This window comes from Scandinavium sp. NPDC088450 (assembly GCF_044900545.1).
Taxonomy (GTDB): Bacteria; Pseudomonadota; Gammaproteobacteria; order Enterobacterales; family Enterobacteriaceae; genus Scandinavium.
The window spans coordinates 49,080-62,478 of the sequence record NZ_JBJDNI010000025.1 but is presented as its reverse complement, the minus strand read 5'-3'; the positions used below and the strand labels follow the sequence as shown (position 1 = coordinate 62,478).

Annotated in this window: 15 protein-coding genes; 9 read left to right on the top strand and 6 right to left on the bottom strand. The window is 54.2% G+C overall.

Annotated features, from left to right (window positions below):
* Nucleotide 1: 1 nt before the first annotated feature.
* A complete protein-coding gene (mscM, locus tag ACI2I2_RS19230) occupies nt 2-3,319 on the top strand; it encodes a miniconductance mechanosensitive channel MscM (RefSeq protein ID WP_404659352.1) in 3,318 nt (1,105 codons plus the stop codon).
* A 107-nt stretch (nt 3,320-3,426) separates the two neighbouring features.
* Here mscM and epmA read toward each other — a convergent pair whose 3' ends face one another.
* On the bottom strand, nt 3,427-4,404 hold the full coding sequence (gene epmA, locus ACI2I2_RS19225; RefSeq protein WP_404659351.1) for an elongation factor P--(R)-beta-lysine ligase: 978 nt from the start codon (nt 4,402-4,404) through the stop codon (nt 3,427-3,429).
* A gap of 311 nt (nt 4,405-4,715) precedes the next feature.
* Here epmA and frdA point away from each other — a divergent pair, with 311 nt between their 5' ends.
* The 5 genes from frdA (at nt 4,716) to ACI2I2_RS19200 (ending at nt 8,644) form a co-directional block, all read left to right on the top strand.
* The gene (frdA, locus tag ACI2I2_RS19220; RefSeq protein WP_404659350.1) at nt 4,716-6,506 is read left to right on the top strand and encodes a fumarate reductase (quinol) flavoprotein subunit; all 1,791 of its coding nucleotides are present in this window, start codon (nt 4,716-4,718) and stop codon (nt 6,504-6,506) included.
* Entirely contained in the window at nt 6,499-7,233 is a 735-nt protein-coding gene (locus tag ACI2I2_RS19215; RefSeq protein ID WP_404659348.1) for a succinate dehydrogenase/fumarate reductase iron-sulfur subunit, read from the top strand. The genes frdA and ACI2I2_RS19215 overlap by 8 nt, the downstream gene beginning before the upstream one ends.
* Before the next feature lie 10 nt (nt 7,234-7,243).
* Nucleotides 7,244-7,639 carry a fumarate reductase subunit FrdC gene (gene frdC / locus ACI2I2_RS19210; RefSeq protein ID WP_404659373.1) on the top strand — a complete coding sequence of 132 codons (396 nt, stop codon included), beginning with the start codon at nt 7,244-7,246 and terminating at the stop codon, nt 7,637-7,639.
* A gap of 10 nt (nt 7,640-7,649) precedes the next feature.
* Nucleotides 7,650-8,009 (top strand): fumarate reductase subunit FrdD, encoded by a 360-nt coding sequence (gene frdD, locus ACI2I2_RS19205; protein ID WP_404659347.1) that lies wholly within the window; start codon nt 7,650-7,652, stop codon nt 8,007-8,009.
* Nucleotides 8,010-8,110: 101 nt separating this feature from the next.
* On the top strand, nt 8,111-8,644 hold the full coding sequence (locus ACI2I2_RS19200; RefSeq protein ID WP_404659346.1) for a lipocalin family protein: 534 nt from the start codon (nt 8,111-8,113) through the stop codon (nt 8,642-8,644).
* Here ACI2I2_RS19200 and sugE read toward each other — a convergent pair.
* Nucleotides 8,638-8,955: a quaternary ammonium compound efflux SMR transporter SugE gene (gene sugE / locus ACI2I2_RS19195; protein ID WP_404659345.1), complete on the bottom strand. Its 318-nt coding sequence runs from the start codon at nt 8,953-8,955 to the stop codon at nt 8,638-8,640. The genes ACI2I2_RS19200 and sugE overlap by 7 nt on opposite strands.
* Nucleotides 8,956-9,210: 255 nt before the next feature.
* On the opposite strand from sugE, the gene ACI2I2_RS19190 reads away from it, so the two are divergent.
* Nucleotides 9,211-9,792, top strand: a complete 582-nt coding sequence (locus ACI2I2_RS19190) for a response regulator transcription factor (RefSeq protein WP_404659343.1) — start codon at nt 9,211-9,213, stop codon at nt 9,790-9,792.
* 31 nt (nt 9,793-9,823) lie between these two features.
* Here the strand turns inward: ACI2I2_RS19190 and ecnB are convergent, their stop codons facing one another.
* From ecnB to efp, 3 genes are all read right to left on the bottom strand, one after another.
* Nucleotides 9,824-9,970 (bottom strand): lipoprotein toxin entericidin B, encoded by a 147-nt coding sequence (gene ecnB / locus ACI2I2_RS19185; protein ID WP_404659342.1) that lies wholly within the window; start codon nt 9,968-9,970, stop codon nt 9,824-9,826.
* A 106-nt stretch (nt 9,971-10,076) separates the two neighbouring features.
* Nucleotides 10,077-10,214 carry an entericidin A/B family lipoprotein gene (locus tag ACI2I2_RS19180; RefSeq protein WP_330983316.1) on the bottom strand — a complete coding sequence of 46 codons (138 nt, stop codon included), beginning with the start codon at nt 10,212-10,214 and terminating at the stop codon, nt 10,077-10,079.
* A gap of 58 nt (nt 10,215-10,272) precedes the next feature.
* Nucleotides 10,273-10,839 (bottom strand): elongation factor P, encoded by a 567-nt coding sequence (gene efp / locus ACI2I2_RS19175; RefSeq protein WP_404659341.1) that lies wholly within the window; start codon nt 10,837-10,839, stop codon nt 10,273-10,275.
* Nucleotides 10,840-10,879: 40 nt separating this feature from the next.
* Between efp and epmB the strand changes: the two genes are divergently transcribed.
* Together epmB and yjeJ are read left to right on the top strand one after the other, a co-directional pair.
* Nucleotides 10,880-11,908, top strand: coding sequence for an EF-P beta-lysylation protein EpmB (gene epmB, locus ACI2I2_RS19170; RefSeq protein ID WP_404659339.1), 1,029 nt, complete (start codon nt 10,880-10,882; stop codon nt 11,906-11,908).
* 168 nt (nt 11,909-12,076) lie between these two features.
* On the top strand, nt 12,077-12,940 hold the full coding sequence (gene yjeJ, locus ACI2I2_RS19165) for a YjeJ family protein (protein WP_404659337.1): 864 nt from the start codon (nt 12,077-12,079) through the stop codon (nt 12,938-12,940).
* Nucleotides 12,941-12,988: 48 nt separating this feature from the next.
* Here yjeJ and ACI2I2_RS19160 read toward each other — a convergent pair whose 3' ends face one another.
* Complete coding sequence (locus ACI2I2_RS19160) at nt 12,989-13,342, bottom strand: DUF4156 domain-containing protein (protein WP_330983303.1); 354 nt, start codon at nt 13,340-13,342, stop codon at nt 12,989-12,991.
* Between the last annotated feature and the right edge of the window lie 57 nt (nt 13,343-13,399).

Genomic DNA, 13,399 nt, shown 5'->3' with positions numbered 1-13,399 from the left:
CGTGCGCCTGATTATCACTTTTCTGATGGCCTGGTGCCTCAGCATGGGGGCGTACGCAGCCAGCGCCCCCGACAGCAAACAAATTGCTCAGGAACTGGAACAAGCGAAAGCGGCGAAGCCCGCTCAGCCTGAAGCCGTCGAGGCGCTTCAGTCCGCACTAAACGCGCTCGAAGAACGTAAAGGTTCGCTTGAGCGCGCCACGCAGTATCAGCAGTCTATCGACAATTTCCCCAAGCTTTCTCAAACCCTGCGTAGCCAGCTGTCGAATCTGCGTGAGGAACCTCGTCAGGTACCCACCGGGTTAACCACAGACGCGCTTAATCAGGAAATCCTGCAGGTCAGTAGCCAACTGCTGGAGAAAAGCCGTCAGGCACAGCAGGAACAAGAACGTGCCCGCGAAATCGCCGATTCTCTGAACCAGCTTCCCCAGCAGCAAACTGATGCTCGCCGTCAGCTAAACGAGGTGGAACGCCGGGTCGGCAGCGCCACGGGCAACTCGGCTCAGGCGCAAAATCTCAGCCTGCAGGCAGAATCCGCCAAACTAAAAGCCCTGGTCAACGAACTGGAACTGGCGCAACTGTCGGCCAACAACCGCCAGGAACTGGCAAGAATGCGCTCTGAGCTGGCGCAAAAGCAGAGCGAACAGCTCGATACTTATTTGCAGGCGCTGCGTAACCAGCTCAACAGTCAGCGTCAGCGCGAAGCCGAAAAGGCCCTGGAAAGCACCGAGCTGCTGGCAGAAAACAGCGCTAATCTGCCGCCAGATTTGGTCAAACAATTCACCACCAACCGCGAGCTTTCGCAGGCGCTGAACCAGCAGGCTCAGCGTATGGATTTAGTGGCATCACAGCAGCGTCAGGCGACCAATCAAACCTTGCAGGTTCGTCAGGCGCTCAACACGCTGCGCGAGCAGTCGCAATGGCTGGGCTCCTCGAATCTGCTGGGTGAAGCTCTGCGTGCCCAGGTGGCCCGTTTACCGGAAATGCCTAAACCGCAGCAGCTCGATACCGAAATGGCGCAGCTGCGCGTACATCGTCTGCGCTATGAAGATCTCCTCAGCAAGCAGCCGCAATTACGCCAAATCCAGCAGGCCGACGGGCAACCCCTGTCGAGCGAAGAATCCCGTATTCTCGACGCTCAACTGCGCACTCAGCGCGAGCTGCTGAATTCTCTGTTGCAGGGCGGCGATACGCTAATCCTGGAACTGACCAAGCTGAAAGTGGCAAACGGTCAGTTAGAAGACGCTTTAAAAGAGATTAACGAAGCCACGCACCGCTATCTCTTCTGGACCTCCGATGTCAGCCCAATCTCCTTCTCATGGCCACTGAGCATCGTTCAGGACCTGCGTCGACTGATTTCACTGGACACCGTCAGTCAGCTTGGCAAAGCCTCGGTGATGATGTTAACCAGCAAAGAAACGCTGATTCCCCTCTTCGCGGCGCTGATTCTGGTGGGCTTTAGCATCAGCTCTCGCAAGCATTTCACGCGTTTTTTGGAGCGTTCAAGCAGCCGTGTCGGCAAAGTGACACAAGACCATTTCTGGCTAACGCTACGGACGGTTTTCTGGTCGATTCTGGTGGCCTCACCGCTGCCAGTGCTGTGGATGACGCTCGGCTATGGTTTACAGGAAGCGTGGCCTTATCCGCTGGCTGTGGCAATTGGCGACGGCGTAACGGCTACCGTACCGTTACTGTGGGTGGTGATGATCTGCGCCGCCTTCGCCCGCCCAAATGGTCTGTTCGTGGCCCACTTTGGCTGGCCGCGTAACCGCGTTGCCCGTGCGATGCGCTACTACCTGATGAGCATCGGGCTTATCGTGCCGCTGATTATGGCGTTGATCATGTTCGATAATCTCAACGACCGTGAATTCTCATCCTCGCTCGGCAGGCTCTGTTTTATGCTGATTTGCGGAGCGCTGGCGGTAGTGACCCTGAGCCTTAAACGTGCCGGTATTCCGCTGTACCTCGACAGAGAGGGCAACGGCGACAACATGATTAACCGGGTGCTGTGGAACCTGCTTTTGGGTGCGCCACTGGCCGCGATTCTGGCGGCAGCCGTCGGTTATCTGGCTACAGCCGAAGCCTTGCTGGTTCGACTGGAAACGTCTGTCGCCATCTGGTTCCTGCTGTTGGTGGTTTACCATGTCATTCGTCGTTGGATGCTCATCCAGCGCCGCCGAATTGCCTTTGACCGCGCCAAGCATCGTCGGGCCGAAATGCTTGCTCATCGTGCGCGCGGTGAAGAAGATCCCCATCACTCCACCAGCCTGGAAGGATCAGCGGAAGTCGATATTGCCGAAGTCGATCTCGACACCCTGAGCGCACAATCCCTGCGCCTGGTGCGTTCGATCCTGATGCTGATCGCCCTGGTCTCAGTTATCGTGCTGTGGTCAGAAATTCACTCCGCCTTTGGCTTCCTCGAAAACATTTCTCTCTGGGATGCCACCTCGACGGTTCAGGGGGTCGAAAGTCTGGAGCCAATTACGCTCGGTGCGGTGCTGATTGCGATTCTGGTCTTTATCATCACCACCCAACTGGTGCGAAACTTTCCTGCTCTGCTGGAGCTGGCGGTGTTGCAGCACATCAACCTGACGCCAGGCACAGGTTATGCGATTACCACCATCACCAAATATCTGCTGATGCTGATTGGCGGCCTGGTCGGTTTCTCGATGATCGGCATTGAGTGGGCGAAGCTGCAGTGGCTGGTTGCCGCGTTAGGTGTCGGGCTTGGTTTTGGCTTGCAGGAGATTTTTGCCAACTTTATTTCCGGCCTGATCATCCTGTTTGAGAAACCGATCCGTATCGGCGATACCGTGACGATCCGCGACCTGACGGGTAGCGTCACCAAGATCAACACCCGTGCAACCACGATAAGCGACTGGGATCGCAAAGAGATCATCGTGCCGAACAAAGCCTTCATCACAGAGCAGTTTATCAACTGGTCGCTTTCGGACTCAGTGACTCGCGTGGTGTTAACGGTTCCAGCCCCTTCCGACGCTAACAGCGAAGAAGTGACGCAAATCCTGATGACAGCCGCCGAACGCTGTTCGTATGTGATAGACAACCCGGCGCCGGAAGTCTTCCTGGTCGATTTGCAGCAGGGGATTCAGATCTTCGAACTGCGTATCTACGCCGCTGAAATGGGGCATCGCATGCCGCTGCGCCATGAGATCCACCAGCTGATCCTGGCAGGCTTCCGTGAACACGGGATCGATATGCCGTTCCCACCGTTCCAGATGCGTCTGGAAACCATGGATGGCCGCAAGACGGGTAGAACGATGACTTCAGCAGGACGTGGACGGACGGCGGGGAGTTTGTAAAATTTAGGGGAGAGTCGCCTGATGCCCTCTCCCCCGGCCCCTCTCCCACAGGGCGAGGGGTGCAACCACAAAAAAATCCTCTCAAAGAGAGGATTTTTGCTGTTTACCTAGGCTCTGTCCACCGTAAAAGCAATCACATCCCCAAGCTGTTCTGCGCCCAGCGCCAGCATCACTAAACGATCCACGCCCAACGCGACGCCGGAACAATCTGGCAGACCTGCTTTCAGGGCTTCCAGCAGATTCACATCAATCGGCTGCTGCGGCAGACCGCGTGCAGCACGCTTGCGGTTGTCCTGCTCAAAACGCTGCTGCTGTTCGCGGGAATCCGTGAGTTCGTGGAAACCATTCGCCAGCTCAATACCTTTGTAGTAAACCTCGAAGCGCTCAGCTACGCGATGATCTTCCGTGCTGATTTGCGCCAGTGAAGCCTGGCTTGCCGGGAAGTGATAGACAAACGTTGGGCGATCTTTACCAATGTGCGGTTCAACACCCATGGCAAACAGCAGCTGCAGCAGGGTATCGCGATCTTCTTCGGTATCGGCAATGTTGCTTAAGTCGAGCTTCGCCGCCACTTCACGTAGCTGAGTTTTATCCGCTGACAGCGGGTCAATTTCCAGATGGCGCTGGAACGCCTGCTGGTAAGAGAGGCTTTCTGCGGGCTGGCACTCAAGTACCTGTTGCAGCAAATCATCCACTTCATTGATCAGGCGATACATGTCGTAGTGCGGACGGTACCACTCCAGCATGGTGAATTCCGGGTTGTGATGACGCCCCATCTCTTCATTGCGGAAACTACGACACAGCTGAAACACCGGGCCACATCCCGCCGCCAGCAGGCGCTTCATGTGGTATTCCGGGCTGGTCATCATGTAGAGATTGATACCCTGAGAATGGCCCGGGCCGACGAAACGCGTTTCAAACGGCACCAGATGAATATCCGTCACCGTTGCCTGACTCATGCAGGGCGTTTCCACCTCCAGCACGCCGCGGTCAGCAAAAAAGCGGCGGATCTCCGCCATGATGGCCGCACGTTTTAACAGATTGGGGATGGAGGCGCTCGGCTGCCAGGTTGCCGTTTCGCTCATGGTAAAACTCTCCGAAGTCAAACAAAGGCACGAAGTCTACCCTCAACGCCGGAGCGAGACAAATCTGACCCGATTTAAAGCCGGATTTTATTGAAGAAGCCAATTTCGTGACGCAATCCATCAATTCCGATGATAAACGGCAGCACAGAACAGCAAAAAAATCGAACGCGTCAAATTTCCCCCTCATTCATACGGATATACTGTTTTACCCATAAAGGAGCAGTGGAATCGCTTTCGCAATTGCCGTGCCGCATGAGTGAACTACCTTTGGTAAGGCGTGTTGCGAAATAACAACAATCTGGAGGAATGTCGTGCAAACCTTTCATGCCGATCTTGCCGTTATAGGCGCTGGCGGGGCGGGATTACGGGCTGCTATTGCTGCAGCACAAGCTAATCCCAACGCTAAAATCGCACTGATTTCAAAAGTCTACCCCATGCGCAGCCACACCGTGGCGGCCGAAGGGGGTTCTGCCGCCGTCGCGCAGGATCATGACAGCTTTGAGTACCATTTTCACGACACGGTCGCTGGCGGCGACTGGCTTTGCGAACAGGACGTCGTTGATTACTTCGTCCACCACTGCCCAACCGAAATGACCCAGCTTGAGCAATGGGGCTGTCCGTGGAGTCGTCGTGAAGACGGTTCTGTGAACGTGCGCCGCTTCGGCGGGATGAAAATCGAGCGTACGTGGTTTGCCGCCGATAAAACCGGCTTCCACATGCTGCACACGCTCTTCCAGACCTCTCTGCAATTCCCGCAAATTCAGCGCTTCGACGAACATTTCGTCCTCGACATTCTGGTCGATGACGGCCAGGCCCGTGGTCTGGTGGCGATGAACATGATGGAAGGCGAACTGGTCCAGATTCGTGCCAATGCGGTGGTGATGGCCACTGGCGGTGCTGGGCGCGTTTATCGCTATAACACCAACGGCGGCATCGTCACCGGCGACGGTATGGGCATGGCGCTGAGCCATGGCGTGCCACTGCGTGATATGGAATTCGTGCAGTATCACCCAACCGGGCTGCCGGGTTCCGGCATCCTGATGACCGAAGGTTGTCGCGGCGAAGGCGGGATTCTGGTCAACAAAGATGGCTACCGCTATTTGCAGGATTACGGCATGGGCCCGGAAACCCCGCTCGGCGAGCCGAAGAACAAATACATGGAACTCGGCCCGCGCGACAAAGTGTCGCAGGCATTCTGGCATGAGTGGCGCAAAGGCAACACCATTCCAACGCCACGCGGCGATGTGGTCTACCTTGACCTGCGCCACCTGGGCGAGAAAAAGCTGCTTGAGCGTCTGCCGTTCATTTGTGAACTGGCAAAAGCTTACGTGGGTGTCGACCCGGTGAAAGAACCGATTCCGGTGCGTCCAACCGCGCACTACACCATGGGCGGTATCGAAACCGATCAGCAGTGTGAAACCCGCATCAAAGGGCTGTTTGCCGTTGGCGAATGTTCTTCTGTGGGCCTGCACGGCGCGAACCGTCTCGGTTCAAACTCTCTGGCAGAACTGGTGGTCTTTGGCCGCATGGCGGGCGAGAAAGCCATGGAACGAGCCTCTACCGTAGGCGAAGCCAACAGCGCAGCACTGGACGCACAGGTTGTCGATGTCGAAAAACGCCTGAAAGCGCTGGTCAATCAGGAAGGCAACGAGAACTGGGCGAAGATACGCGACGAAATGGGTCTGTCGATGGAAGAAGGCTGCGGCATTTACCGCACGCCAGAACTGATGCAGAAAACCATCGACAAGCTGGCTGAGCTGCAGGAACGCTTCAAGCGTGTGCGCATTACCGACACGTCCAGCGTCTTCAACACCGACTTGCTTTACACCATCGAGCTGGGTCATGGCCTGAACGTTGCCGAATGTATGGCGCATTCCGCCATGGCGCGTAAAGAGTCTCGTGGCGCTCATCAGCGTCTCGACGAAGGCTGTACCGAGCGCGATGACGTTAACTTCCTCAAGCACACTCTCGCCTACCGCGACGCGGACGGCACCACACGCCTTGATTACAGCGACGTGAAAATCACAACGCTGCCACCGGCGAAACGTGTTTACGGTGCAGAAGCGGAAGCTGCCGACAAGAAGGAGACGGCAAATGGCTGAGATGAAAAACCTGAAAATCGAGATCGTGCGCTACAACCCGGAAGTGGACACGGCCCCGCACAGCGCGTTCTATGAAGTGCCTTACGATGAGCAAACTTCATTACTTGATGCGCTTGGCTACATCAAAGATAACCTCGCGCCGGACTTAAGCTATCGCTGGTCCTGTCGCATGGCGATTTGCGGCTCCTGCGGCATGATGGTCAACAAAGTACCCAAGCTTGCCTGTAAAACGTTCCTGCGTGAATACACCAACGGCCTGAAGGTTGAGGCGCTGGCGAACTTCCCGATTGAACGAGATTTGGTGGTCGATATGACCCACTTTATCGAAAGCCTGGAAGCCATTAAGCCGTATATCATCGGCAACCCGCGTACACCGGATCAGGGGCCGAACAAGCAAACCCCGGCGCAGATGGCGAAATACCATCAGTTCTCAGGGTGCATCAACTGTGGCCTTTGCTATGCCGCCTGTCCGCAGTTTGGTCTGAACAAAGAGTTCATCGGCCCGGCCGCCATCACCCTGGCGCACCGCTATAACGAAGACACCCGCGATCACGGTAAGAAAGAGCGCATGGCGCAGCTCAACGGCAAGAATGGCGTCTGGAGCTGTACGTTCGTCGGGTATTGCTCGGAAGTGTGTCCGAAGCATGTCGACCCGGCAGCCGCCATTCAGCAGGGCAAAGTGGAAAGCTCGAAAGACTTTCTTATCGCCACCCTGAAACCACGCTAAGGAGTGCATGATGACGACAAAACGTAAACCCTATGTCCAGCCGATGACGTCAACGTGGTGGAAGAAACTGCCTTTTTACCGCTTCTACATGCTGCGTGAAGGCACTGCAGTGCCGACAGTCTGGTTCAGTATCGTTCTGATTTACGGGCTGTTTGCCCTGAAACACGGCGCAGAGTCCTGGGCGGGATACGTCGGTTTTCTGCAAAATCCGATTGTGGTAATCCTGAACCTGATAACCCTGGCGGCAGCGTTGCTGCACACCAAAACCTGGTTCGAACTGGCACCCAAAGCCGCTAACGTGATTGTGAAAGGCGAAAAACTGGGGCCAGAGCCTGTGATTAAAGGGCTATGGGGCGTGACGATTGTAGTCACGGTCATCATCCTGTTTGTCGCGCTGTTCTGGTAAGGAGACCGAGATGATCAATCCAAATCCGAAACGTTCAGACGAACCCGTATTCTGGGGCTTGTTTGGCGCAGGCGGCATGTGGGGTGCCATTATTGCCCCTGTTATCGTGCTGTTAGTGGGCGTTCTGCTGCCATTGGGACTCGCGCCTCATGACGCGTTCAGCTATGAGCGCGTCCTGGCCTTTGCCCAAAGCTTTATTGGCCGCGCGTTCCTGTTCCTGATGATTGTGCTGCCACTCTGGTGTGGCCTGCACCGTATTCACCACGCGATGCATGACCTGAAAATTCACGTGCCAAACGGTAAGTGGGTGTTCTATGGCCTGGCGGCGATCCTGACTATCGTCACCCTTGTGGGGATCATTTTCATCTAAAGCTGAGATGCCCGGCACACGCCGGGCATATTTCTTTCTGCCCGCCGTACATTTTTCCCGCCTGGTTCTACACTTACAAAAAAACCTGCAAGGACATTGCCATGCGTCTGCTGCCCCTCATTGCGACTGTTGCCGCTGCGTTTTTGGTTGTTGCCTGTAGTAACCCTATCCCGCCACCAGGCGTGACCGTTGTTTCTCCCTTTGACGCCAACCGCTACCTCGGCACCTGGTATGAAATCGCCCGGCTGGATCACAACTTCGAGAGTGGTCTGGAGAAAGTCACCGCGACGTACAGCCAGCGGAGTGATGGTGGCATTGACGTGCTGAATAAAGGCTATAACCCCGATCGCGGGATGTGGCAAAAAACAGAGGGTGTCGCTTACTTTACTGGCCCGCCAAATCAGGCTGCATTGAAAGTATCATTCTTTGGCCCCTTCTATGGCGGTTACAATATTATCGCGCTGGATAAAGAATACCGTCATGCCTTGGTTTGTGGGCCGGATCGCGACTATTTGTGGATACTTGCCCGCACGCCAACCATCTCTCCTGAAATGAAACAGCAAATGCTGGATATCGCGACCCGGCAAGGTTTCCCGGTAGAGAAACTTATTTGGGTGAATCAGACTTATCAGTGAGCGCTGAGTTTCAGGCCGATAATGCCGCAGACGATCAGCACCAGGCTGAAAATACGCGCCAGACTGGTAGATTCGCCTAACAGAAGCATACCTGTTACCGCTGCGCCAACGGCACCGATACCGGTCCAGATGGCGTAAGCGGTACCGACCGGCAATGTTTTCATCGCCCAGGAAAGTAACGCAATACTCGCGATCATCGCGGTAGCGGTAATCACGCTAGGCACCAGACGAGTAAAACCATGGGTATATTTCAGGCCAACAGCCCAAACCACTTCAAGAAGACCCGCAACAACAAGAATTAACCAGGACATAGTGACTCCAGAAAGGGGTCGTCCCCGAGATTAAGATACGCTTACGGGTCGTCCCGTAAGGTCAAGAAGAGCGCCTATTTTACCCACTGATGTCGGGCATGCAAGCAATTTAACTTAAGTTACTTTTCCTCGACGATAACGTGAAATGAGCGCATTTCAATGTGGAGATCGCCTTTTTGTCTGAGGGCTTCTTTCTCTATCATGGTTGCCTGGCCCATTACTTCCTGCACCCTATGAAGCGCGCATTTGCCCAGCATGTATAAAATTCTGATTATCGATCGCTGCTGTTTCAGTCGCCTTGGGCTGGAGACGGGGTTGCAGCAAAAAACAGACGAGGCATCGTCATTTTTAGTCACTCACCTGAACAGTCTGTTACTCGCCAAAGCCCATGTCGAAAGCTGGCAGCCTCATCTGGTGATCGCCGATTTCGCCAGTTTTCAGCACGACGCTCTCCAGTCGCATTTTCTACCTGCACTGCTGAATGTTTGCGAACAGCGAACGCGAGTCCTTCGTTTACAGAATGAACCCTTTGTTTTTAAGAACGTCGGTGAAGCGATATCAAAGAAAGCCCCGCTGGACGTTCTCAGACAACGAGTGATGGATTTGCTGCTTAGCGGCCCAATCATCAATCCGGCACGGGTCGTAACGCCTTTATTGACGCGTCAGGAAGAGAAAGTCTTGTCGCTGTGGATGGAAGGGGCGAGCAATCAAACCATTGCCAGCGAGATGCGGATCACCGGAAAAACCGTTTATACCTACAAACGCAACATTCGCCTGAAGCTCAAAGTCGAGCATCGCTTCTCGCCTTTTATTCCCTCAGCAGAATGCGTTGAATAACGGTACGGCCGAAAAGCCGTACCGAACATCTTTAGTTCTGAGCTTTGGTCGCTGCACCGGAAATAGCCTGGCCGCCACTGGAAATGTCTTCCCCCATCCCCTTCGTCGTATTACAAGCAGTCAGGGCTGAAGAGAGCACCAGGAGAGTAAAAAACGCAGCAATGGATTTCTTAAGCATGATGTCTTCCTTTTATTGCCAGTTAACAGTTGTGCTGTAGCAACATAAGCATAGACAAGAAAGACGTAGTGAGAGCGAAACGAAGCAATTTTAAGACGATGTGAACTTATTTGCTGGCGGCGTGAGAAATTGAATTGCCCAGATGTTCGACATCCTGGCCAAAGCCACGGAAGGTATTGCAGCCGGAAAGCAGTGCTCCGGAGACCAACAGTATGAAGAAGAGTTTGAATAAGCGGTTCATCATCCCTGCCCTTTAAAAAAAACGGCACAACAAGCGTTGCGCCGTTTTTTTATAGCATGAATTACTTCACGCGAGAAACGTATTCGCCAGAGCGGGTATCAACTTTGATAACCTCGCCAATCTGTACGAACAGGGGCACTTTTACCACGGCGCCGGTGCTCAGGGTTGCTGGCTTGCCGCCAGTCCCTGCGGTATCACCTTTCAGACCTGGATCGGTTTCAACGATTTCCAGCTCAACGAAGTTTGGCGGGGTCACGGCGATTGGACGGCCGTCCCACAGGGTCACGATACATTCAGCCTGGTCCAGCAGCCATTTAGCGTTATCGCCAACCGCTTTCTCGTCGGCAGCCAGCTGCTCGAAGGTTTCGTTGTTCATGAAGTGGTAGAACTCACCGTCGTTGTACAGGTAAGTCAGGTTCATATCGACAACGTCTGCGCCTTCTGCAGAGTCGGTAGATTTGAAGGTTTTCTCAACACGAGTCCCGGTCAGCAGACGGCGCAGCTTAACGCGTGCGAACGCCTGGCCTTTGCCTGGTTTTACGAACTCGCTGGATTCAACCGAGTACGGTTCGCCATCCATCATGATTTTAAGACCGGCACGGAAATCGTTGCTAGAATAAGTCGCCATAAGGCCCTCTAAATTTGTTAACTGGTAGCTAAGCCACAAAATGGCGCATATTGTAACCCTAAACACCCCGTCCAGAGAAGATTGGTTATCGCAACTTGCCGATGTAATCACCGATCCTGATGAACTGTTGCGTCTGTTAAAGATAGACGCTGATGAAAATTTGCTCGCCGGTCGTGACGCAAAACGTCTCTTCCCGCTGCGCGTGCCTCGTGCTTTCGCTGCAAGAATGAAGCCTGGCGATCCGAACGATCCGCTGCTCAAACAGGTACTTACCTCGCAGCAGGAGTATGTTGCTGCCCCAGGTTTCAGCACCGATCCGCTCGAAGAACAGCACAGTGTGGTGCCCGGTTTGCTGCATAAATACCGCAACCGCGCTTTACTGTTGGTGAAAGGTGGCTGCGCCGTCAACTGCCGCTACTGCTTCCGTCGACATTTCCCATATGCCGATAATCAGGGCAACAAACGAAACTGGCAGGTCGCGCTGGATTACATTGCCGCCCACCCGGAGCTTGATGAGATTATCTTCTCAGGCGGCGATCCGCTGATGGCGAAGGATCATGAGCTGGCGTGGTTGATGGATGCGCTCGAAGCGATTCCTCATCTGAAGCGACTTCGTATTCACAGCCGTTTGCCGATTGTGATCCCGGCGCGCATCACCGAGGCGTTAACTGAACGCTTTGCTCATTCCTCACTGCAAATTTTGCTGGTGAACCACATCAACCATGCGCAAGAAATTGACGAAGAATTCCGCCAGGCGATGCGTAAGCTGAAGCTTGCGGGCGTCACATTGCTCAACCAAAGCGTGCTGCTGCGTGATGTGAATGACAACGCGCAAACGCTGGCCAATCTCAGTAATGCACTGTTTGATGCAGGCGTGATGCCCTATTACCTGCATGTGCTGGACAAAGTGCAGGGGGCGGCGCATTACATGGTGAGTGATGACGAAGCCCGGGCCATCATGCGCGAACTCCTGACGCTGATCTCTGGCTATATGGTGCCGAAACTGGCACGTGAGATTGGTGGCGAACCGAGTAAAACCCCGCTGGATTTGCAGCTTCGCCAACAATAATCCCTTCAGCAAAAGCCTGTGCGATGCCTGTCGCACAGGTTTCAAGTCCGGAAACCGACTCTCCCGAAATCTGGCTGAGTGCTATTTTAGCCTCCGCAAAAAACATCCCTCGCCATCCTGGGTTCAGGACAGATTCTCAGGGATAAGACCTCATCAGGGAGAGAAGAAATGACCTTCACTATCACCGGTATCAACACCGGCGTGATTCGCCACGCCCAGCAGTTTCAGGCTCTGGCACTCAAATTCAAGCATCAACATAATCAGGCATCCCTGATTTTTATTCCCGCCCTGCCGCTAGGCGATCTCTATATTTATCTTGAGCACCGTCTCTACTTGCAAGGCCAGCGCAACGCCAAAGATAAAGCCACGTTTAAAACGCGTCAGCATGTCGCAACGCAATCACTGCACCACAACATTCCTGAGCTGAATCAGGAACAGATGCTGCACGCCGATATTCGCCAGCGCGTCACGGGCTTTGCTCCGGGTGAGGCAAAACAACAGGGTTCTGAGCTGATTTTTACCTTGCAAGGGGAAAACCAACTGACAGTATTTCTTGATGATGCCCAAATCGCCTTGCTGATCAGCGCAATTTCTCATGCCATCAATAATGCCGGGATGCATGAGCTGTCTTTGCGTATTGCTTCCCTGCTCGATTTCCTGCCGATGTATGACACCGACATGAAAGATAACGGTGAAATGGAATACGACACCTACCAGCATCCCGCCTGGAAAATCGAACTCTTTACGCATTATCTGGCGCTGGTCTATCACTTTACCGATGAAAACGGGCAGCAACAGGCTTGCGGTACCCTGATTAAATCGCGCATTCGGGGTGATATGAAAGAGGCTCAGGCTATTGCCCAGCGTTTACTGCCATTTAGCCCACGGCTGAAAAAACTGGAAGGAAAACCGTGTCGAATTTCGGTGGCGACGCTTGCCTCCGGTAAAGGGCTGTTATCTCAACAACACGGATTACGGGCGCTGTATCAGCTCTATCAAAAAACACAGCAGATGCCAGCAAAAGCGGAATAAACAAAAACGCCCTCTATTGATGAGGGCGCTTTTTCCAGACGGGAAGGATCAGTTTGGGCACTTATAAACCTGGCCGATCATTTCGCTGTCAGTCGGTACGAAGCTTGAAAGCATGCCCTGAGTGGGGCTGCTTACGCCGTAAATCACGTTGCCACCCATTTCAGCCGCCTGGTTACGCAGCGCATTCGCCGCACCGCGCATTGAACCGCCTTCTTCACCGTGCTGGCCGGAGAGCCAGTTGCTCTGCTTGCCCGTCGCGGTTCCCAGAAGCTGGCATTCACTTGCCGGTTTGTCTTCAACAAAGCGAACATTCTGCCCGCCGGCTGACAGGTCGTTACTGGAGCTACAACCCGCGAGCAGCAGCGCGGCACCAACCATTCCTGTTAACACTCTGATACGCATGTTATTCCTCGTCACTATAAAGTAGACCTTTGAGTCCTGATAAACCTTATACCAGAG